Raw genomic sequence first — 20,522 nt, forward strand, 5'->3', positions numbered from 1 at the left:
GCCGTGACCTGTGATCGGAACAACCGGAATGGATCCCCCGCATGAAGCGGGGGATGACATTTTGAGGCGGTTGACTTGAAATTTCTTCCCTGGCGAAGGCCGGGGCGCAGAGATCATCGAGTGCTGCGCGTCCGGCTCTGGATCCCGGCCTTCGCCGGGAAAGAGGGAAAAAGAGAAAAGCCCTAAAACGGTCCCGGCTTGGTGCCGAAGGGCAGATCAATCCCCGGGGGCAGGCCCATGCCCTTGGTGGCGTCGCTCATGGCGTCGGCCTGGGCCTTGTCGGCCTTGCGCTTGGCGTCGTTATGGGCGGCCTTGATCAGGTCTTCCAGCATGGACGGGTCTTCGGGATCGATGACGGATTTGTCGATCTGAAGCCCGCGCATCTCGCCCTTGGCGGTGAGGGTCAGCTTCACCAGGCCCGCGCCGGCTTCGCCGGTCACTTCCAGCGTGTCCAGGCGTTCCTGGGCTTCGGCCATTTTGGCCTGCATTTCCTGGGCTTTTTTCATCAGCCCGCCAAGGTCTTTCATCGCGAGTTCTCCTGCCGCGCAGCGTTGTCGTCATCGTCAGATGTGGGGAGCTCCGGCGCTTCGTCAACGGTGATGATCTCCGCCCCCGGAAACAGGGTCAGCGCCTTGATCATGGCCGGGTCGCGCCGGATGGCGTCCATGCGTTCTTCATGCAGGCGCGCGCGGCGCTCCGCGATGGTCTCGCCGCCCTTTGTGTTGGGCTTTGAATCCACCAGCCAGCGCTCGCCGGTCTGCTCTTGCAAAAACGCGGCGATGCGGCCGCCCAGATTGCTGGGCGCGTTTTCGGTGGGTTCGAACACAATGGCGCCGGGCTTCATCGAGACCGGGCGGAAACAGCGCTCCACATCAAGCTTCAGCCCGATATCGCGCGCCGCGTCGATCATCGCGATCATCGCGTCGAGATCTTTGGGCCCTATCGGTTCAGGCTCAGGCGCGGTTTGGGGTGTTGGGGCGTGAGCGGAGTGCGGTCCGGACGGCGCTGAGCCCTCCGAACCGGTCTTAGGGTTTGCCCCACCGCCTGACGGGGCGATCCCGGCGAGCAGGCGGGCGGCGTCTTCAGGGCTCGGCAGGCTGGCCGCGGCCATCAGGCGAATGACCGCCATTTCCGCCGCCGAGACCGGGTCGGGCGCGTTGCGCACATCATCGAGCCCGGTCAGCGTCGTCTTCCACAGCCGCCCGAGGGAGGCGAGGGAATGGGCCTCGGCGAGCTTCGCCAGCCGGTCCACGGTTTCCTGCGCCTCGCCCAGATCCGCGTCCTTGCCCGCCGCCTTGATGCGGCTGACCGCGTGCAGATGATCCAGAAGATCACGCATCAGAACCTGCGGGTCGGCGCCAGAGTCATACTGGTGGCGCAGCTCGTCCAGCGCATCCTTGGCGCGGTTTTCAAGGGCGGCTTCCAGAAGGTCCAGCACGCGCGAGCGATCAGCGAGGCCGAGCATGTCGCGGATCTGCTGGGCGGTGACGGTCTCGCCCCGGTCGGCCTGCACGATCGCCTGATCCAGCAGCGACAGCGCATCGCGCACCGAGCCTTCGGCGGCGCGGGCGATGGCGGCCAGGCCGTCGCGGTCGACGCTGGTGTTCTCTTTGTCGCAGATGCGCGCCAGATGATCGGTCAGAACCTCGCGGTCCACCCGCTTGAGGTCAAAACGCTGGCAGCGCGACAGCACCGTCACGGGCACTTTGCGGATCTCGGTGGTGGCGAAGATGAACTTCACATGCTCGGGCGGTTCCTCGAGCGTTTTCAGAAGCGCGTTGAAGGCTGAGGTGGACAGCATGTGCACCTCGTCAATGATATAGACCTTGTAGCGCGCGCTGACGGGCGCATAGCGCACCCCGTCGAGAATCTCGCGGATGTCGGAAATGCCGGTGCGGGATGCGGCGTCCATCTCCATCACGTCCACATGAGCCGAGCGCGCAATGGCGTCGCAATGCCGGCCCGGCGGGGTGAGGGTGATCGAAGGCTGGTTTACCGTGTCAGTCTCATAGTTCAGCGCCCGCGCGATCAGGCGCGCCGTGGTGGTTTTGCCCACCCCGCGCACGCCCGTCATCATATAGGCGTGAGCGATCCGGCCCGAGGCGAACGCATTGGTCAGCGTGCGCACCATCGGCTCCTGGCCGATCAGGTCGTCAAAGGTCTGGGGGCGGTATTTGCGCGCAAGCACCTGATAACCGGGATCCTCCTGGGGCGGTTCAGGCTCAAGACCAGGCAGGGCCGGGCCGTCATAGGCCTCTGGCGCTTCTGATTCAGGCGCGTCGGAGTGGGGATCATCCATCACAGGAGAAAGTCCTTCGCGCGGGCCGCGCGCCCAAGGCTCGAGGGCTGCGGGGGATAAACTGACGCGGAAGACGGCGGAAGACCGGACGGCGACCCGAACCGAAACTCGTTACGGCTGCTTCCTTCCGGACCTGACCGGGTTGGCGAGGGGCTCGTCCGCCGCCGGCCTTCCTGTCTGCAATATCGCGATTGAGGCGGGTAAACGCAAGACGCGCGGGCAGATGTCCACAGCTTGCCAGATTTTCACTTTTCATCCATGCCCGACTGCGCTCGACTGGACGGCTCTGGCGGGGAACGGGCGTTCAGATCCGTCGCTGACCAGAACTGGTTGAAAGAAAAAGACACGAAAGACGGTCAAGATGAGCCTGAAGATCTGTGTATTCGCCCTCAGCGTGAGCCTGGGCGCGAGCCTGCCTGCCCTGGCGCAAGAAGACGCCCCCCATGTTCAATCGGTGGACGCCCACCGGTTCGCCGCGCTGTTTGACGCCCATGACGGCGCGCTCGATGCAGCGCTGTTGCAGGCTGAGTATCTCGACGGCGCTGGTCGGGGCGTTGAGGTGTTCACGCCCAGCCGTATCCAGAACGCGGACAATCTGGCCCGCGCTGTGGCCGAGGATCCTGAGGCGTATCGCCGGGGGATCGAGGTCTGCCTGCCCATCGCGGAGTCGATGAACGCCGAGCTGCAAGAGACCTACGCCGCCATGCAGCCGCTCTTCCCCGGTCGAGACCTGCCTGAGATCCATGTGGTCTTCGGCGCAGGCAATTCGGGCGGCACCGCAGCCTCCGACGCGTTGGTGCTGGGGCTCGAAGTGATTTGCCGTGTTGGGGTGGAGGAAGCGGATATCCGTTCGATCTTCCGGTTTTTCTTCGCTCATGAGGCGGTCCACGCCCTGCAGACCCAGAACATGGATGCCTTTGCGCGCGATCCCCTGCTCTACATGTCGCTGCTGGAAGGGCAGGCGGACTATGTGTCCTTGAGGGTGACCGGGCAGGTCCCCACCCAGAGCCGACATGACTGGGCGGTGGAGAATGAAGACTGGCTCTGGCCGGAGTTCGCGCAGGATCGCCGCATTCTCAAGGCGGCCGCAGAAGCGGGCGCGAGCTATGGAAACCTGCCGCCGGAGGCCGCGACGGCGCTGACGCGCTGGCACGCCAATGCCGGTCGCGCCCCTGATGGCTGGCCCTATGAGCTGGGCTATTGGATGGGACGCCAGATCGTGGCTGATTACGTGACCCGCGCAGACGACCCCGATCAGGCCCTGATCGAACTTCTGAACATCACCGACCCTGTCAGGGTGCTCAGCCAGACCCGATATTACGATCAGGCGGGCGCGGACGCCCAATAGAGCGATGACGCGGAAAGGCTTGGGCGATGTGCGCCCTTGCCATCTGCGCGTGCGGCATATCATCATGACCACGGGAACGGGGTGTGATGATGGCGGGGACGCTGCTCGATTTCATGGCGGAAAGCGCTGAGGCGACAAGCGTTGAGGCGCTGTGCCGTCTGTTCGAGCACTATGTCGAACCTTTCGGCGTTGAAGCAATCGGGTATCAGATCCTGCCCAGCCCGTTTGAGGCGTCTGACGCCGACAACCAGTTTGAGTACAACACCTTTCCCGATCTGATGAAGGACGCCTATCTGCGCGAGCGTCTGTTTGAGCATGATCCGGTCACCAGCCAGGCGGCGATGGCGCTGCATCCCCAATTCTGGTTTGAAGTCGAACAGACCACGCCGATCACCCGGTTCAGCCAGCGCATCTTTGACTTGTTGCGTGAGAGTGGATTCGTGGACGGGTTGACCACGCCCATTTTCGGCCCCGCCGGGCTCGCCGCTTATGTGGCCTGTGGCCGGTTCAGCGCGCCTTTTGATCTGTCAGCGATGGAGTGCCGATGCCTGCAGCACGCCTGTAACGAGCTTTATGCTCGTACGCTCACGCTGCAGAAGCGCAAGGCGCTGACGCCGCCAAACCTGTCCGAGCGCGAGGTGGAGGTGCTGCACTGGCTGGCGCGCGGCAAGAGCAATGCGGTGATCGCCGATATTCTTGGAATTTCGCCGCACACTGTGGATACGGTCATGCGGCGTGCCTTCAGAAAATTAGGGGCTTCAAACCGGATCGCCGCTGTGCTTAAGTCTCTAAGAGCTGGTTTGATAACGTTTTAATCGCTTTCACCTTACATTGCGTACGTCATTAAGGCGAAATTGTGCATCGAATAGGGCCGCTGCGCCCCTATTGGTCCCTGAATTACGGGACGTGACCTCCAGTCAAATTTAACTATACCCGCGCCTCCGGCGAAAAACCGTCAGCGACCTGTATCGGAGTGTGTGTTTGAACGATCATGAGTTCATCCAATTTGTCTTTGAGCAATTCAAGCAGATGAAATTGGACGGTGAAAATCCTGATCTGGCTCATCTTATCCCGGCAGTCAGCGCGCAAAAAGCGTCTGACTGGGACAGTATCGCCATCAAACTGGCGATCTGGCGCTGGGTGCGGATCCGCGGACAGGGCGACGCCGAACGTGAAATGAGTCTGTCTGACCGCCTGATCTATTCCGCCTTCCGCGACGCCGTGAAGCTGAGCGGGCGAGAAGAACTGGCCGCGCAAGCGGACTATGACAACGATTTCTACGCAGAGCTGATCAGCTCCGCCGCCTAGATGCGATCCGTGCTGCGCTCCAGCGCTTCGCGCAAGAATGCGGCATGTTGATCCAGCACCGCGATCAGGCTGACATCCCCGCCTTCCGCCACCAGACGATCAATCCAGATATCGACGACGCGCGCCTGGCTGTCGAGCCAGTCGGTGACGGACGGCGCGATCGGGACTCGGTGGGCGTTTGAAAATTCCAGAACTGCGCTGGCCATGGCGACTCTCCTAATTGCGAACCATTCTCATTCTCAAGAGTGACTCGCGGCTTGTCCAGCCCTGAAATGGGCCGCGGCGATCATGTTGCAGTTCAGGGTGTCTCGCCTTGGGGAATGAATTCGATCTCGCTATCCTGAGCGTTCTGGATCTCAAATTCCTGCTCAAGCGCGGTGTCGCGCCCCATAGCCATCAAAACGATGACCGCGCCCGCCATGCCGGCGGCCAGCGCGACCAGGACGCCACGGAACGGCGCGAGCCGGTTCGGCAGATCGCGCCAGAGCGCCAGTCCGGGGGGCGTGACAGGGGCAGGCTCAATCGGACGCGGCGTCTGGCTCAGTCGATAGCCGATCCGCGGCACGGTTTCGATCAGCGCCTTGTCGCCCAGCCCGCGTCGCAAGCGCGAGACAGCCTGGGTCAGCGCTTCATCGCTGCCATCCTCGTCCCAGACCAGAGCCAGAAGGTCCGAGCGGCTGATCGTCTGTCCGGCCTGTTGCGCCAGCACGCTCAAAAGACCCGCCAGTCGGGGCTCCAGCCTGAGACTCACCCCGTCATGAGTCAGGGTGTTGTCATCCAGATTGCAGATGGCGTCGCCGAGCTGAAACCGGCGCAAAGGGGCAGGGGCGTTGGGCGTCGACATGTTTCGGTCAGGTTTTCGTCAGGTCGGTCAGGGCGGGGGACGGCATCCAGAGCCCTGTTCTATCTCAAGGAAGGCCTCTGATGAATAAACACGTTATCATATCGCTCCTGGCCCTGGCAGGTTTGCCCTCTGTTGCGGTCTGCGCTGAAATCGCACCGGACGTCCAAACCCGCCCGCAGGTGCAGTTCGAGACTGTTCAGACCCGTCTGCAGGCGCAGTTCGAAGCTCTGGTGGAGGACGGCTTCACGGGGGTTGTGATCCTCGCTCTTGATGGTGAAACGATCTGGAGCGGGACGGCCGGCCTCGCCGACCCGGCTCAAGGCCGCCCGATTGACCTCGATACCCAGTTCGATATCGCTTCGGTGACCAAAACCCTGACCGGCATGATCGCCGCGGACCTGATCGATCAGGGCCTATTGGCGCCCGACACCCGGTTTGGCGAGGTGTTTGGTGATGCGCCGACACCGTTTAACGGCCTCACACTGCATCAGCTGCTCACCCATAGCGCCGGTCTGGTGGACGTGGTGGGCGAGGACGCCGAAGCGCTTGACGCCGAGACCCAACGGGCCCGCCTGTATCAGACCGAGCTGCGGTTTGAGCCCGGCCAGGGCTATTTCTATTCCAATCTGGGCTATTCGCTCGTCGCGCAGATGCTCGAGGCTGTGACCGGGCAAAGCTATGAGGCTTTGCTGATGTCATATCTGGCGCGGGCGGGGATCGACTCAACCGGGTACGCCCTGGCGGCGGACCGCGATCAGATGATCATTTTCGAGGATGGTCTGGCTCTGGACGAGGCGTCCTGGGGCGGGCATCCGCCCGGCTGGACCCTGATCGGCAATGGCGGGCTGACGTCCAGCGCACGCGAGCTGATGGCCTGGCGTCTGGCCTATCAAGCGGGCGAGCTGACAGCGCCCGAAGCCGTGGCGCGCGCCCATCAGCCCTATCAGGCCGAGGATCAGGCGGGCCGCTCTTATTACGGCTATGGGCTAGTGGTCGAGGACGATCCTGAGCGCGGGCGGATCTACTGGCACAATGGCGGCTCACGCCGGTTCAACGCCCATTGGCGCAGCTATGCCGATGACGGGCTGACGCTGGTCGCCTTATCCAATCAGTGGCAGGTCACGGCGGATCAGGTGGAACAGCATCTGAGCGCGGTCTGGTTTGACGCGCGTTAGGGGCATGCAAAACGGGCGCGGCCAGCTGGCCGCGCCCGTTCGCGTGTCGACAGTACGGAGCGCTTAGAAGCGGCGCACATAGCCGATGGAGAACGCGTCGGCGTCGCCGTCGCCTTCATACTCATAGCGGGTGTAGTCCAGACGCACGGCGTTCGGGCCGGAGACCGTCCATTCCAGACCGCCGCCGAACGCAAATGCGTCAGAGCTGTCTTCAAACTGAGCGCTGGCGATGGAGGCGTCGAGCTCATGATAGGCGTAGCCCAGACGACCGTAGACGGAGACTTGCTCAGCCAGCGGGTATTGCGCCTTGGCGAAGACGCCGAGGCCGTAATCCAGGCCCACATCGCCGGACACGGCGCCAATGGTGACGTCTTCGTCTTCGAGGCCGACCAGCAGCTCGCCTTCAACGCCGAAATACTCGGTGATGTCGTAGCCGCCGCGCACATTGATCACGTCGAGCTCAACATCGGAGGCGTCAAAATAGGTGTAACCGGCGCCCAGATGCCATTGGGAGTCTTGAGCGGAAGCGCCGCCAGCGATCAGCAGGGCGGCGGCGGTGGAGAGGAGGATCGTCTTTTGCATGGTTTTTGTCTTTCTGTGACGCTTTTGATCGCGGTTCTAGGCCCAGCCCGCGCCTATAGCTGCGCCTCGAAACCAGGTCTTACAAGACGTAAACTGAGGCTGAAAATGCGTGAAAATACGCAGTGTTGCACTTAGGCGACGCACTATGGCCAAGCGGTGGCGAAGTGGGGCGAGGCCGTGACGAAACCTCGCCCGAATTCCGTCACGGCATAACCTTGTTAACGTTTCGGCAAGGATCAGGCGGCTTCCGGCCGGGTCCAGCTTTGCGGCTCGAACGCCTCATCAACCGGGGTCTCGGCGACGTGGTTGGCGTAATTGGAGATGGTCTTCAGCGCGGTGGCGGTGATGACGTCGAAGATGTTCGCCTTGGTGAAGCCGGCGTCCAGGAAGGCCTTGATGTCGGCCTCGCTGGCGTAGCCGCGTTCTTGCACCAGTGTGCGGGCGAACTGAGCCAGCGCGTCCTGACGCGCATCCGGCAGGGCCGCGCCAGAGCGCAGGGCGTCAAGGGTCGCCGCATCGACGCCAGCGCCGCCCGCCAGGGTGGAGTGCGCCGCCATGCAGTAATGGCAGGTGTTTTCATACGACACCGTCAGAAGCACGATCTGGCGCTCGGCCGGGCTGAGGCTGGTCTTGTCCACAATGCCGGCGAGGGTGAGATAGGCTTCGGCTGCGGCTGGGCTTTCCGCCAGCGTGCCCAGAAGGTTCGGCACAAAGCCGAACGCGCCCTTGGCGGTGTTCAGAATCGAGCGGGCGGCTTCAGGGGCGTTGGTTTCGTCGTACAGGTTAAATTCGGTCATGGGAGGCTCCATCGGGGGAACAGCGTCGCGATGTGCGGCGCGGGTCGGTGTGACGATGGGCAGATGGGCCAAGCTGCGGCCATGCGGAAGCTTCTGAGCGATCAACACGTGTTCACAGGAATGCGAACGATCTGAGGCTCTGTTCGGGCTGGCGTCACTGCGGCGATGCGCGCTAGAAGCGCACCATGACACTGACCTTCACGGACGCCGCGCTTGATCACGCGGGATTGCTCCGGTCCAAACCGGACTGGATCGAAAGCCAGCTTGCTGATCGCAAGGCGCAGGCTGTTTTATTCGCCGGCGGCGATCTGGCGCTGAATGATCAGGGCGGGCCGCTGATCATGCGCGCGAAGTACGCCGCGCGTTTGCCCCTGAGACCGCCCGGTCTGATCTTCATCGGCGTTCTGGACGGCCAGCCCTGGTTCGCCGCCGCGCTGGAGCCGGGCGTAGCGGACAAAGGGCCTGACTTTCGGCATAGCGCCGCTGACGCGCGCCCTGACATGGCCAGCGTGCTAGGGCGTGCGCGCTCGCTATTGATGTGGCATCGCGAGCATTTGTTCTGTTCCAATTGCGGCGCCGGCACGGATGTGGCGGATGCGGGCTCCAAACGGGTCTGTCCCAGCTGCGGGACCGAGCACTTCCCGCGGGTCAATCCCAGCGTGATCATGCTGGTGCATGCGGGCGATCAATGCGTGCTGGGCCGGCAACCGAACTGGCCTGAAGGCATGTATTCCACCCTGGCGGGGTTCATGGAGCCCGGCGAGACCATTGAAGCCGCCTGCGTGCGCGAAGTCGCTGAGGAGGTCCATCTGAAAGTGACCTCTGTGGCGTATGTGGCCAGCCAGCCCTGGCCCTTCCCCTCCCAGCTGATGATCGGGCTGATGGCGGAGGCGGAGCCGGGAACCCTTGTGCCCGATGATGACCTGGAGGATGCGCGCTGGTTCACCCGCGACGAGGTGCGCGCGCTTTTCAACACCGAAGTCAGCCGAATGATGCCCCGGCACTTCTCAATTGCGCGCATGCTGATAGAAAGATGGCTGTCGGCCGACTCGGTCTGAGAAGTGCGACGCCCTGTCGCGCTTGTCAAAATGAGCTGGGCAATACCTTTCGAAGCGGTGTGAACTGGTTGCCTCTTTCGACGGAGCATGCCAAACACCGCGCACACTCCATTTGTCTCAATAGGGATCGGTGAGGACGCTCATGGGCTCTCTTTTCTTCAATAAACTGGCTGCCGCTCTCCTGGCGGTCGCCCTGGTCATTCTAGGGCTGACGACGCTGGGCGACAGCCTGTTCCATGCTGAACAGCCCGAGCAATTCGGCTATCCGGTGGATCTCGCCGCCCTCGAGGGCGCCAGCGGGCCCGCCGAGGAAGAAGTGGAAGGCCCGGTTGATTTCGGCGTTCTGCTCGCCAGCGCGGACATCTCCGCCGGGGAACGCGTGGCGCGCCGCTGCGCCAGCTGCCACTCTTTCGACTCCGGCATGGCGGACGGCACCGGCCCGCACCTCTGGGGCGTCATGGGCCGTGATGTCGCCGCCGTTGACGGCTTCAACTATTCCGGCGCCATGGAAGAGTATGGCGAGACTGTCAGCGCCTGGCTGTACGAGAACATGTACAACTTCCTGGAAAGCCCGCGCCGCTACATGCCGGGCACGGCGATGAGCTTCGCCGGTCTGCGGGACCAGGAAGATCGCATCAATCTGATCGCTTACATGCGTGAACAGGGCAGTTCGGATCTGGACCTGCCGGAACCGCTGGCGGTTCCCGAGCCTGACGCCGCTACGACCGAGGGCGAAGCGGCTGCTGACGCTGAGATCGTCGAGACCCTGGATGAAGCGGAAGCTTCGATCGAGGAGATGGGCGATGTCGACATCGAAGTCGACGCGCCGGCCGAGCCGCAGCCTGAAGGCGGCGAAGAGCTTTAAGCGGCTTCGCACCAAGCATTTCTGAAAAGGGCGCGTCCAGCCGGACGCGCCCTTTTTGTTGATGGGAGTGCAGGTTTAGCCGCCCTGACCGCTGAACCAGGCTTCAAACAGGGGCGCGGCGTGCGCGCTGTAATAGAGCGCTTCAGGGACATCCTTGCGCACGGCGGTGCGGGCCTCGTACCAGGCGCTGAACTCTGCTGCGCGCGCATCCGCCGGGCCGTACGCCGCAGCAAACTGCATCTCCAGCGTATCCAGCTCTGTCGCCTCGACCAGGATCCACACATGGGTCAGCGAACCGTCGGCGAAGACGAACTCGGCCAAGCGCGGCGCGCCGAGAAACGCATATCCCTGGCAGTCGATCTGAACATGGCTTGATTGCGCCAGCGGCAGCTGCGCCGGGTCGAGCGTGCGCCGGGTCTGGCGCTCGCAGATCCGGGAAAGGGCGGGGGCGTTGGTCTGTTCGGAGGCGCCCAGGGTGACGCCAGCCTCAAGCGGGAGCGTCAGGGCGAGGGTGAGAAGAGAGATGAGCATTCAGGTGCGCTCCATACCGGGCCTGCGCCCCAGCGGCGCAGTACGTATGGATAAGATGACGCTCAGGCCGGGTTTGGATGCAGGCGTGCGGCGGCCTCAGCCGCCATAGCGCTTCTTGACGCCGAACAGGATGGCGATGGCCCCGAAATACAAGAAGGGCCGCAGGGCGGCCGACAGGGCGTGCATGTCCATGCGGGCGAAGGCGAGGTCCAGTGCGAAATTGGCCGGCATGTCGCCTGCGCTCATGAACTCCAGCGAGAAGCGCAACAAGACGTCCACCGCATAGGCGATAAGGGCCGCGCCGGTCAGCTGTCCCCAGCGTCGCATGGCCAGCGCCGCGACAATCCCCGCCATGAGGATGAAGGACAGATCAAAAAGTGTGAAACCGGCCCATAACAGGCTCCAGGCGTCATTGCCCGCCATGCGTCCCCCCTTCGCCAGCCTCTGATCGAGGCGTTTGTCGCGTGTGTTGCCCCCCAGGGCTTGATGGTCAGCTTACTTGACGGCGACGCCATGCTCCAGCGCTCGCACGAGTTTGGCGATGTCAGAGGCGGCGTCAGACGCCGGATAGCGCGATTCCAGCATCACCTGGGCCCGAATCGCCTGGGGCACATGCGGATCGCGGCGCACTATGCCCGCCAGCGGCGGGCGGAAGCCCAGAAAGCTCTCACACGTCTTGGCGAAGCCCAGATAGGCGTTATGGGCGGCCGCGGGATCAGGGGCGTTGTTGACCACCACGAACGGACAGGCGCCTTCATCACGCATGCGCAGGGTTTTCACGAAGGCATAGGCGTCGGTCAGCGAGGTCGGCTCGTCATTGATGACGATGAGCACATCGTCGGCGGCGGCGGCGAGACGGATGGTGGAGCGCTCCGCCCCGGCGGCGAGATCAATCAAGGTGCGATCATAGGCCATGGAGGCGGCGGTGACGCCAGCCGCCAGCCGATTGACGTTTTCAAGGTCGAGCCCGGCCAGGGCGGCGGAGCCGGACGGCCCGGCGATCAGGTCGAAACTGCCTTCGCCCACACAATTCACCGCTTCCGCCAGGCTCAGATCACCGGCCACGACGGACGCCAGATCACTGGCGGCGCTGACGCCCAATTGCACGTCCACATTGGCCATGCCCAGATCCGCATCCACCAGCAGGCTGCGCTGGCCGCGGCGGGCGAAAGCGTGGGCCATGGCGATGGCGAGCGTGGTCTTGCCCACGCCCCCTTTGCCGGACGCGATGGCGAGCAGCGGTCCGGCCTGTCGCGGCGCGGTGAGCGCCAGGCTGGCGTCTGTGGCGAAATTGGTCATGCCGGGAGCTCCTCTCCGGGGTCTTCCAAGAGCAATCTGGACAGGCGCAGCGCGGTCGCGGGCGCCAGCCCGTCGCCGATATAGGGCGAGGCGGAGATCTGGGCGTAAGCAAGCCCCGCCTCTCCAAAGGCCAGCAATGCGCCCAGTCGGCGCGCAATGTCGAGCTTGGTGGCGATCACCCGGCCGGCGCCGATCGAGCTGAACAGGGCGGCGGCGTCTTCGGCGTCCCCCGGCGTCATGCCCGCATCCAGCACGGCGACGATTTCACCGTCTGCGGCGTCGGCGAGCCCGGCCAGATCATCGAGCTGATCCAGATCAAACGGGTTGAGCCCCGCCACATCGATCAAGACGGGGCCGGCGCGGCTTGATTCCAGCAAGGACCGTAATTCACGCGGGCCGGTCACGCCTTCAAACGGCAGATCGAGCGCGTCGGCATAGGCGGTCATCTGTTCGGCGGAACCAGCGCGGCTGTCGGCGCTGATCAGCATGGGCGCATGGCCTTGCGTGACGGCGCGCGCGGCCAGCTTGGCGAGGGCGGAGGATTTGCCGGATCCCGGCGGTCCGGCCAGCAGCACCGGGCGACCCGGATCAGGTTCCAGCGGATGCACGCCATAGCGTTGATCGAGCGCCCGGGCCAGGGTGGCGGTGGCTTCCCCGTCCTCAAGCGCCATGGCGCTGTCCATCAGCGCTTCAGACGCGCGCTCAGGCGGCAGGTGCCAGCCCAGCGCGCGGGCGATTTTCGTCAGGCCTTCATCGGCTTCGCCCCGCGCCTGGGTGCGCGCCTGATCGCGGCGCGCCAAAGCGGTTTCCGGCGTCTCGCCCTTGGCGTGAACCGCGCCGCGCTCGGCGGCCGCGCGCACTTCCACCCCGCCGTCAGCGGCGTCCGTGGTGGAAATGATCACCGCGTCCGGGCCCAGCTCATGGCGCACTTGCTCCATGACGGTGCTCAGGGTCTGTCCTGTGAAGGTGCGCAGGCGCATCGCGCCATTTCTCCTTTAGTCAGCGACTAGATCTGGCCGACGGTCTTGAGCCGGGCGCTGGGGTGAATTTCATTCTGGCTCATCACCACGGTTTGCGGGCGGAAGCGTTCGGTCAGCGAGCGCACATAGGGGCGCACATGGGGGCTGGTCAGCATCACCGGTACGTCGCCGCTCATGCCGGCCCGGTCAAAGGCGGCGCGCACGACTTCGACAAACTCACGCAGCTTGCTGGGGGCGAGGGCGAGCTGGCGGCGTTCGCCATCCCCGATCAGCGCTTCGGCGAAGGCCTGCTCCCATTGCGGGCTCAGCGACAGGACCGGCAGATTGCCGTCCGGGCCGCGATTGGCGTAGCAGATCTGGCGCGCCAGACGGCTGCGCACATGCTCGGTGATGGCGTCGAGATTGTTGGTCGCGCCTGACGCCTCGGCCACGCCTTCAACGATTGCGGCGAGATCGCGGATCGAGACCCGCTCTTTCAGGAGGTTTTGCAAAACGCGCTGAATGCCTGCGCGGGTCACCTGGCCGGGCGTGACTTCGTCGAGCAGTTTCTTGTGCTGGGGTGACAGCGCGTCGAGCAGGTTTTCGGTTTCGGCATAGCTCAGAAGCTCTGACATGTTGTCGCGCAGGATCTCGGTCAGATGAGTGACCAGAACGGCGGCGGGATCCACCAGCGTATAGCCGCGGAAGGTGGCTTCCTCGCGATTGGCTTCGTCGATCCAGGTGGCGGGCAGGCCGAAGGCCGGCTCCTTGACGTGGGTTCCGGGCAGATCGACCTGGGCGCCGGACGGGTTCATGGCGAGGATCTGGTTGATCTTCAGTTCGCCGACCCCGGCCTCCATCTCCTTGACGCGCAGCACATATTGCTCGCCGGGCATCTGCATGTTGTCGACAATGCGCACGCTAGGCAGGACGAAGCCGCTATCCTGGGCCAGATTGCGACGCAGCGCCTTGATCTGATCGGTCAGGCGGCGGCCTTCCACATCATTGATCAGCGGCAGCAAGGCGTAGCCGAGCTCGATCTTCAGCTCGTCGATATGTAGCGTGTCCTCGATCGGCGCATCTTGCGGATCGGGCGCGGCGGCGGCTTCCTGGGCGACGGCTTCGGCGGCTTCGTTGACCACCGCCTTGTCGCGTTTCTGCGCGCTTTGCCAGGCGAGCGCGCCCGACCCCGCCGCCATCAGCGCGAACGGGATGAGCGGCATGCCGGGCAGCAGGCCGATGGCGAGCGAGGTGCCTGACACCATCCCCATGGCGGCGGGATTGGCCGAAAGCTGGCCGAACACGGCTTCTTCCGCCGCGCCGTCCACACCCGCCTTGGACACCAGAAGGCCCGCCGCCAGCGACACGATCAGCGCCGGGATCTGGGACACCAGACCGTCGCCGATGGTCAGGGAGGAAAACGTGCTCGCCGCCGAGCTGAAATCCATGCCCGACTGGGCGACGCCGATGATCATGCCCCCGATCAGATTGATCGAGGTGATCAGGATGCCCGCCATGGCGTCGCCGCGCACGAATTTGCTGGCGCCGTCCATGGCCCCGAAAAAGTTTGATTGTTCTTCAAGCTCTTTGCGGCGCTTGCGCGCCTCGTCTTCATTGATCAGGCCCGAAGACAGATCAGCGTCGATCGCCATCTGCTTGCCGGGCATGGCGTCCAGGGTGAAGCGGGCGGCGACTTCCGCGATCCGGCCCGACCCCTTGGTGATGACGACGAAGTTCACGATCACCAGGATGATGAAGACGATGATGCCGATGACGAAATTGCCTTGCATCACAAAGCCGCCAAAAGCCTCGATGATGTCGCCCGCCGCCCCGGTGCCGTTCTGCCCTTCAGACAGGATCAGGCGGGTGGAGGCCACGTTCAGCCCCAGCCGAAGCATGGTCGCCACCAGCAAGATCGCCGGAAAGGCGGTGAATTCCAGCGGTGAACGGATAAACAGCGCGGTCATCAGGATGAGCACGGAAAAGCTCACCGACACCGCCAGCATCACGTCCAGAAGCGCTTTCGGAAGCGGCAGGATCAGCATGACCAGCAGGCCCAGAACGCCCAGGCCCATGGCGATATCGCCCCGCGCCAGCCGCTTGGCGATCTGGCCGAAATCGAAACCGCTTTGGGAGGAGGCGTTGGCGTCAGCCATGGATCAGGCCTGTTCTGGCAAGGGTGAAGCGAGGCGCGATTCTGCGCTCGCCAGGGTTCTGAGTGCCCGGATTCTCACGCGCTCAAAAGAGCGCCGCGCCTCGTCCATGCGTGGCGAGGAACGGTCAAGAGCCCGGGCGGGCGTCATCCCGCGAACCGGGATTCGCCGGGCGCGGGAACATCCTCGCCCTGTTCGCCATAGAGCTTGAGCTTGTTGCGCAGCGTACGGATCGAAATCCCCAGAATGTTCGCGGCGTGGGTGCGGTTGCCCAGACAATGATCGAGCGTGTCGAGGATGAGATCCTTCTCCACTTCCGCCACGGTCTTGCCCACCAGATTGATCGCTTCGTCAGCGGCTTGCGCGGCCTGGCGCGCCACCGAGGATCCGCCCGCGCTGGCGGGCAGGGGCGAGCCGTCGGGCAGGCGGATGGCTTCGGGCTCGATCTGCGGGCCGCTGGCCAGCAGCACCGCACGGTGCATGGCGTTTTCGAGCTCTCGCACATTGCCTTTCCAGGCGCGGGCGACGACCTGGGTCTTCGCAGCGTCCGACAGCGGGCGATAATCGACGCCGTTGGCCTTGGCGTATTTCTTCAAGAAGTGATCGGCCAGCGCCAGCGTGTCTTCAGGGCGGTCGCGCAGGGGCGGAATGGCGAGGTTCACCACATTCAGGCGGAACAGCAGGTCTTCACGGAAGCTGCCGTCGCGCACCGCTTCGCGCAGATCACGGTTGGAGGTGGCCAGCACCCGGATATTCACCTTCACGGGCTTGGAGCCGCCCACCCGGTCGATCTCGCGCTCTTGCAGGGCGCGCAGCAGCTTGGCCTGCAAGCGCACATCCATTTCGCTGATCTCGTCGAGCAGCAGCGTGCCGCCGTCGGCTTCTTCGAATTTACCGATCCGCCGCGCCAAGGCGCCGGTGAACGCACCTTTCTCATGGCCGAAGAGTTCTGATTCCAGGAGGTTTTCGGGGATCGCGGCGCAGTTCACCGAGACGAAGGCTTTGGACGCGCGCTTGGATTTCTTGTGGACATAGCGCGCCATCACCTCTTTACCCACGCCGCTTTCGCCGGTGATCAGAACCGAGGCGTCCGACGGGCCGATCTGATCGGCCAGACGCACCACGTCCAGCATTAGCGGGTCACGGGCGATCAGGGTGCGGTCATCGTCTGACACCGCTTCCAGCACCGCGGCGATCAGCTCGGGATCGGGCGGCAGATGGATGAATTCCTTGGCCCCGGCCTTGATGGCGCCGGCGGCGGCTTCCGGGCGCACATTCACGCCGCACGCGATCACCGGAACGATGATGCGCTCGGCCTCGTTGGCGGCGATCAGGCTGCCCACATCCAGATTGACGTCGACCATCAAGATATCGGCGCCCTTGCCGGCGCGCAGATAGCCGGTGGCCTGCTCGATAGTGTCCACATGGGCGACCTTGGCGCCGCGGTCCATGGCGATTTTCGTGGCGGCGGACAACTGGCCGCCCAGGCTTCCAACGATCAGAACGCGCATCGTTCGTTTCCTTTCCTATGGGCGGCCGGGGTCAGCCGGTGTCCCCGTCCTTGATGATTTCAGTCATGGCCACGCCCAGCCGGTCGTCCACGACGACGACCTCGCCGCGCGCCACCAGGCGAGAGTTCACATAGATGTCGATGGCTTCGCCGACCTTGCGATCGAGCTCCAGCACCGAGCCCGAGGTCAGGCGCAGCAGCGAATTCACATCCACTTGCGCCTTGCCCAGCACGGCGGAGATGTTCACCGGCACGTCAAAGACGGGCGCCAGATCCACCGCCGTGCGCACTTCCTCGTCGATCAGCGACTGGGCGGCGCCGGCGGACGGTTCGCCCATGGGCGTGGGATCAGGGTTCACGCCGGCCGGCTCGTCAGACAGATCGGGCAGGTTCAGATCGTCGTCACTCATGGCTTAGCTCCTTCAGGCCTGGGCTTGACCGCCCATAGCGGCCTGATCGGGGGTGGCGTCCGCATCGGCGTCCAGAGGCTGGGCGAGCCAGTTTTTCACGGCTTGCTCGATGCGGGCTTCAATGTCCTGGGTGGTGCGTTCAATGGCGCCTGAGCGCCATTCCAGCACGCAATCCGTGCGCGCGACGTCGGCGTCGGCGCGCACGATCAGCGCGCCCTCCATTCCGCGCTGGGCGGCTTCGCCTTCCATCACTTCAGCCAGCGCGTCCGACATGCTTGGGTTGACCCGGACGGCGATGCGCGGCTCGCCGCGCAGATCGGACAGGGCTTCGGTGATGCAGGCTTTCAGCGTGTCTTCGCCAAATTGCTCCAGCGCCGCGCCGGCGATGATGCGGGCGGCGGCCAGCGCCAGACGGCCTGCGTCTTCGCGCATGGCTTCAGATTCCGCCTGCATCCGGCCCAGAAGCGCCGTGACCTGGTGTACGACCTGGCCGGCGGCTTCGGCGGCGGCTTCCTGGGCTTCGATTTCGGCGACCTGACGGGCGGCTTCGGCGGCCTGTTCGGCCACCATCTGCATTTCGTCTTCGGTATAGACGCGCTTGAACGTGTCGCCTTCTCGCAGAATGCGGCCGTCCGGAGCGAACTCCCGGTCAAAGTCGAATTTTCTGAAGCCGTCAGTCACGAAGCTTCGGCCTCCCTAGTAAATGAGTTCATCTTCGCCGCCGCCTTCTGACAGCAGGATTTCGCCCTTGGCGGCGAGGTCTTTGGCCTGGTTGACCATGGTCTGTTGCGCGGTATCCACATCCTTGAGGCGCACCGGCCCCATGGAGGCCATGTCCTCGCGCAGGATTTTCGCCGCGCGCTCGGACATGTTGGAGAAGAACAGGTCGCGCAGCGTGTCCGACGCGCCCTTGAGCGCCAGGCCCAGCTGGTCTTTCGGCACGCCGCGCAGCAGGGTCTGCACCCCTTGCGGGTCGAGTTTGCCCAGATCTTCAAACACGAACATCAGCGAGCGGATCTTCTCCGCGGAATCGCGATTGCGCTCTTCCAGCGACGCCAGGAAGCGGTTTTCGGTCTGGCGGTCGAAATTGTTGAAGATGTCCGCCATCAGCTCATGGCTGTCCTGTTTGGAGGTGCGCGCCAGATTGCTCATGAATTCAGAGCGCAGCGTCTCCTCGATCTTCTCCACGATCTCGCGCTGCACCGGCTCCATGCGCAGCATCCGGGTCACCACTTCCATGGCGAAGTCTTCGGGCAGGGCGGCCAGCACGCGCGAGGCGTGATCGGGACGCACCTTGGAAAGCACCACCGAGACGGTCTGCGGGTATTCGTTCTTGAGATAGTTCGCCAGAACCACCTCGTTCACATTGGCGAGCTTGTCCCACATGGTCCGGCCGGCGGGACCGCGCAGCTCTTCCATGATCTGGTCGACCTTGTCCTCAGGCAGGAAGGAGGACAGAAGGCGCTGCGCCTGATCCACCGAGCCCGTGATCGACCCGGTCGAGGACATGGAGCCGACAAACTCCATGATCAGTTTTTCAACGGCCCCGGAGGTGACATTGCCCAGATTGACCATGGCCTGGGAGACGACGCGGATTTCCTCGTCATCCATCATCTCCCACAGCTGACGCTGTTCATCGCCCAGCGCGAGCAGGATCACAGCCGCCTTTTCGGCGCCGGACATGTCTTTGGGGTCGTCGACTTTACGACCGCGAGGGGCTGGAGCGTCAGACATCAGATCACTCCCCGTCGTGCATCCAGGTGCGCAGGATGCTCATGGATTCATCAGGGTGCTGCTCCACAAGGGCGGCCACTTTGCGCACCGAGGATTTTTTCACCTGACCTTCGATCTGGGCCACGTCGATATGGTCGTCCGGGCCCGGCTCTTCAGGCAGCATCATCCCGCCTTCGGGCGTGCCCAGCAGCGCCTGGACATTCTCCGGCATGCCCGCGCCGCCAGCGCCCGCCAGCGCGGCGGTCCGCCCGCCAGAGACATTGCCGATCGCGCCCTGAACCAGCGGGCGCGCCACCAGCAAGATCACCAGCAGGGCGGTGATGAACAGCACGACGATCTCGGCGATGCGCATGAAGTCCAGGCTGCCCAGGTTGAAGCCTTCAGGGGCGGGCGTGCCCAGCGACAGGTCGGGACGGTTAAAGCGCATGGAGGTGACTTGCAGGATCTGCTCGCCATCGGTCAGCGTGGTGTCGGTTGGAAAGCCCACGGCGGCGGCGACCAGGTTTCGGATCTGGGTCAGCTCTTCTTCGCTGCGCGGCTCAAACGTCAAACTTCCGTCTTCGCCCACGCTGGCGACTTCATCCACAACCACGGACACCGCCAGGCGCTGCAGATCGCCCGCCTGAATGATGGAGACGGTCTCTTCCTGGGTGTTTTGATAATTGCGTTCGGTGATCGAGCTTTGGCTGTTGGCCATCAGGGGCGTTTCCCCGTCTGCGCCCGCTTCGCCGTCCGGCGTGTTCTCGCTGACGGAGACGCCGCCGGAGGTGACGGGTTCGGAGCGGCTTTGCTCTTCAGCGCGGCGGCTGACTTCCACCTGGCCGTTGGGGTCGTATTCCAGTCGGGTGCGGGTCTGGCTCTGGCGATTGAGCTCGGCGGTCACCGCGACGCGCACGCCGCCCGAGCCGACGACGCCCTCGACCAGATCGCGGATTTTCTGCTGCAAGTCGCGCTCGATCGCGCTCTGACGGTCATCGAGCATGGCGCCGATCAGATCGCCCTCTGCGTCGCTGGGGGCAGCCAGGAGCCGGCCCTGATCGTCGGCCAGGGTGATGCGGTTGACCTGAAGGCCCGGCACGGCGGTGGCGACCAGATTGCGGATCGTGGCGATCTGGGAGCTGGACATTTCCCCGCGCACGGAGACCACGACCGAAGCGGAGGGCTGTTGCTCGTCGCGTGAAAACAGGCGGCGTTCGGGCAGCACCAGGTGAACGCGGGCGCCGGTGACGGAATTCAGCGTGTTGATGGAGCGAGCCAGCTCACCTTCCAGCGCACGCTTGGCGTTGACGTTCTGCACAAAGCTGGTGGTGCCCAGAGCGTCGGTCTCGTCAAAGATCTCATAACCGACCGAGCCAAAGCTCAGCGCGCCGCCTGACGCGACGCGCATGCGCGCTTCGTCGACCTGATTGGTGCTGACATAGACCGCCGAGCCGCCTTCTTGCAGCTCATAGGAAATGCCGGCCTGGTCCAGGCGCTCGCTGACGGCGGCGGCGTCAGATGGCGCCAGCCCCGAAAACAACAGCGCCTGACCATTGGAGTTCATGCTCATGGTGAAAAACACCAGAGCCGCCGCTGCGCCGGCCGTGAGGCCGAACATAGCGATCAATCGGCCAACACCGAATCGGGAAAGCTGTTCCAATAACGCGTTCA

General features: G+C 64.1%; 22 protein-coding genes and 1 other RNA gene. 6 read left to right on the forward strand and 17 right to left on the reverse strand.

Annotated elements, in window-relative coordinates; translation table 11 throughout:
- Nucleotides 1-182: 182 nt before the first annotated feature.
- From ACQ66J_RS10285 to ffs, 3 genes are all read right to left on the reverse strand, one after another.
- Nucleotides 183-527 carry a YbaB/EbfC family nucleoid-associated protein gene (locus ACQ66J_RS10285; RefSeq protein ID WP_430431563.1) on the reverse strand — a complete coding sequence of 115 codons (345 nt, stop codon included), beginning with the start codon at nt 525-527 and terminating at the stop codon, nt 183-185.
- Nucleotides 524-2,299: a DNA polymerase III subunit gamma/tau gene (locus tag ACQ66J_RS10290; RefSeq protein ID WP_430431564.1), complete on the reverse strand. Its 1,776-nt coding sequence runs from the start codon at nt 2,297-2,299 to the stop codon at nt 524-526. The genes ACQ66J_RS10285 and ACQ66J_RS10290 overlap by 4 nt, the downstream gene beginning before the upstream one ends.
- A 76-nt stretch (nt 2,300-2,375) precedes the next feature.
- An RNA gene (gene ffs / locus ACQ66J_RS10295) (signal recognition particle sRNA small type) lies at nt 2,376-2,472 on the reverse strand.
- A gap of 188 nt (nt 2,473-2,660) precedes the next feature.
- Between ffs and ACQ66J_RS10300 the strand changes: the two genes are divergently transcribed.
- From ACQ66J_RS10300 to ACQ66J_RS10310, 3 genes are all read left to right on the forward strand, one after another.
- Nucleotides 2,661-3,647, forward strand: a complete 987-nt coding sequence (locus ACQ66J_RS10300; RefSeq protein WP_430431565.1) for a hypothetical protein — start codon at nt 2,661-2,663, stop codon at nt 3,645-3,647.
- Between the two features lie 86 nt (nt 3,648-3,733).
- Complete coding sequence (locus ACQ66J_RS10305) at nt 3,734-4,462, forward strand: autoinducer binding domain-containing protein (RefSeq protein ID WP_430431566.1); 729 nt, start codon at nt 3,734-3,736, stop codon at nt 4,460-4,462.
- 166 nt (nt 4,463-4,628) lie between these two features.
- Nucleotides 4,629-4,955 (forward strand): hypothetical protein, encoded by a 327-nt coding sequence (locus ACQ66J_RS10310; protein WP_022701506.1) that lies wholly within the window; start codon nt 4,629-4,631, stop codon nt 4,953-4,955.
- On the opposite strand, the gene ACQ66J_RS10315 is transcribed toward ACQ66J_RS10310, so the two are convergent.
- Together ACQ66J_RS10315 and ACQ66J_RS10320 are read right to left on the reverse strand one after the other, a co-directional pair.
- The gene (locus ACQ66J_RS10315) at nt 4,952-5,161 is read right to left on the reverse strand and encodes a hypothetical protein (protein ID WP_375549848.1); all 210 of its coding nucleotides are present in this window, start codon (nt 5,159-5,161) and stop codon (nt 4,952-4,954) included. The genes ACQ66J_RS10310 and ACQ66J_RS10315 overlap by 4 nt on opposite strands.
- A gap of 92 nt (nt 5,162-5,253) precedes the next feature.
- Nucleotides 5,254-5,799: a winged helix-turn-helix domain-containing protein gene (locus ACQ66J_RS10320; protein ID WP_430431567.1), complete on the reverse strand. Its 546-nt coding sequence runs from the start codon at nt 5,797-5,799 to the stop codon at nt 5,254-5,256.
- Between the two features lie 80 nt (nt 5,800-5,879).
- Between ACQ66J_RS10320 and ACQ66J_RS10325 the strand changes: the two genes are divergently transcribed.
- Nucleotides 5,880-6,974 carry a serine hydrolase domain-containing protein gene (locus ACQ66J_RS10325; RefSeq protein WP_430431568.1) on the forward strand — a complete coding sequence of 365 codons (1,095 nt, stop codon included), beginning with the start codon at nt 5,880-5,882 and terminating at the stop codon, nt 6,972-6,974.
- Between the two features lie 63 nt (nt 6,975-7,037).
- Here the strand turns inward: ACQ66J_RS10325 and ACQ66J_RS10330 are convergent, their stop codons facing one another.
- Together ACQ66J_RS10330 and ACQ66J_RS10335 are read right to left on the reverse strand one after the other, a co-directional pair.
- The gene (locus tag ACQ66J_RS10330) at nt 7,038-7,556 is read right to left on the reverse strand and encodes a porin family protein (protein ID WP_430431569.1); all 519 of its coding nucleotides are present in this window, start codon (nt 7,554-7,556) and stop codon (nt 7,038-7,040) included.
- A 236-nt stretch (nt 7,557-7,792) separates the two neighbouring features.
- Nucleotides 7,793-8,353 (reverse strand): carboxymuconolactone decarboxylase family protein, encoded by a 561-nt coding sequence (locus ACQ66J_RS10335; RefSeq protein WP_430431570.1) that lies wholly within the window; start codon nt 8,351-8,353, stop codon nt 7,793-7,795.
- Nucleotides 8,354-8,538: 185 nt separating this feature from the next.
- On the opposite strand from ACQ66J_RS10335, the gene nudC reads away from it, so the two are divergent.
- Nucleotides 8,539-9,411 (forward strand): NAD(+) diphosphatase, encoded by an 873-nt coding sequence (gene nudC, locus ACQ66J_RS10340; protein WP_430431571.1) that lies wholly within the window; start codon nt 8,539-8,541, stop codon nt 9,409-9,411.
- A 142-nt stretch (nt 9,412-9,553) separates the two neighbouring features.
- Nucleotides 9,554-10,276 carry a c-type cytochrome gene (locus ACQ66J_RS10345; protein ID WP_430431572.1) on the forward strand — a complete coding sequence of 241 codons (723 nt, stop codon included), beginning with the start codon at nt 9,554-9,556 and terminating at the stop codon, nt 10,274-10,276.
- Nucleotides 10,277-10,351: 75 nt separating this feature from the next.
- Here ACQ66J_RS10345 and ACQ66J_RS10350 read toward each other — a convergent pair whose 3' ends face one another.
- From ACQ66J_RS10350 to fliF, 10 genes are all read right to left on the reverse strand, one after another.
- Nucleotides 10,352-10,807, reverse strand: coding sequence for a hypothetical protein (locus tag ACQ66J_RS10350; protein ID WP_430431573.1), 456 nt, complete (start codon nt 10,805-10,807; stop codon nt 10,352-10,354).
- A gap of 96 nt (nt 10,808-10,903) precedes the next feature.
- Nucleotides 10,904-11,230 carry a hypothetical protein gene (locus ACQ66J_RS10355; protein WP_375549838.1) on the reverse strand — a complete coding sequence of 109 codons (327 nt, stop codon included), beginning with the start codon at nt 11,228-11,230 and terminating at the stop codon, nt 10,904-10,906.
- 72 nt (nt 11,231-11,302) lie between these two features.
- Nucleotides 11,303-12,106 carry an AAA family ATPase gene (locus ACQ66J_RS10360; protein WP_430431574.1) on the reverse strand — a complete coding sequence of 268 codons (804 nt, stop codon included), beginning with the start codon at nt 12,104-12,106 and terminating at the stop codon, nt 11,303-11,305.
- Nucleotides 12,103-13,086 carry a flagellar biosynthesis-like protein (FlhF) gene (locus tag ACQ66J_RS10365; protein ID WP_375549836.1) on the reverse strand — a complete coding sequence of 328 codons (984 nt, stop codon included), beginning with the start codon at nt 13,084-13,086 and terminating at the stop codon, nt 12,103-12,105. The genes ACQ66J_RS10360 and ACQ66J_RS10365 overlap by 4 nt, the downstream gene beginning before the upstream one ends.
- A gap of 26 nt (nt 13,087-13,112) precedes the next feature.
- A complete protein-coding gene (flhA, locus tag ACQ66J_RS10370; protein WP_430431575.1) occupies nt 13,113-15,221 on the reverse strand; it encodes a flagellar biosynthesis protein FlhA in 2,109 nt (702 codons plus the stop codon).
- Nucleotides 15,222-15,364: 143 nt separating this feature from the next.
- Nucleotides 15,365-16,729, reverse strand: coding sequence for a sigma-54 interaction domain-containing protein (locus ACQ66J_RS10375; protein ID WP_375549834.1), 1,365 nt, complete (start codon nt 16,727-16,729; stop codon nt 15,365-15,367).
- A gap of 31 nt (nt 16,730-16,760) precedes the next feature.
- A complete protein-coding gene (gene fliN, locus ACQ66J_RS10380; RefSeq protein WP_430432248.1) occupies nt 16,761-17,066 on the reverse strand; it encodes a flagellar motor switch protein FliN in 306 nt (101 codons plus the stop codon).
- 84 nt (nt 17,067-17,150) lie between these two features.
- Nucleotides 17,151-17,819 carry a hypothetical protein gene (locus tag ACQ66J_RS10385; protein WP_375549833.1) on the reverse strand — a complete coding sequence of 223 codons (669 nt, stop codon included), beginning with the start codon at nt 17,817-17,819 and terminating at the stop codon, nt 17,151-17,153.
- A gap of 15 nt (nt 17,820-17,834) precedes the next feature.
- Nucleotides 17,835-18,872 (reverse strand): flagellar motor switch protein FliG, encoded by a 1,038-nt coding sequence (gene fliG, locus ACQ66J_RS10390; RefSeq protein WP_375549832.1) that lies wholly within the window; start codon nt 18,870-18,872, stop codon nt 17,835-17,837.
- Between the two features lie 4 nt (nt 18,873-18,876).
- Nucleotides 18,877-20,469: a flagellar basal-body MS-ring/collar protein FliF gene (gene fliF / locus ACQ66J_RS10395; RefSeq protein WP_430431576.1), complete on the reverse strand. Its 1,593-nt coding sequence runs from the start codon at nt 20,467-20,469 to the stop codon at nt 18,877-18,879.
- Nucleotides 20,470-20,522: the final 53 nt, after the last annotated feature.

The sequence above is a fragment of the Oceanicaulis sp. genome (genome assembly GCF_965284345.1).
Taxonomy (GTDB): Bacteria; Pseudomonadota; Alphaproteobacteria; order Caulobacterales; family Maricaulaceae; genus Oceanicaulis; species Oceanicaulis alexandrii_A.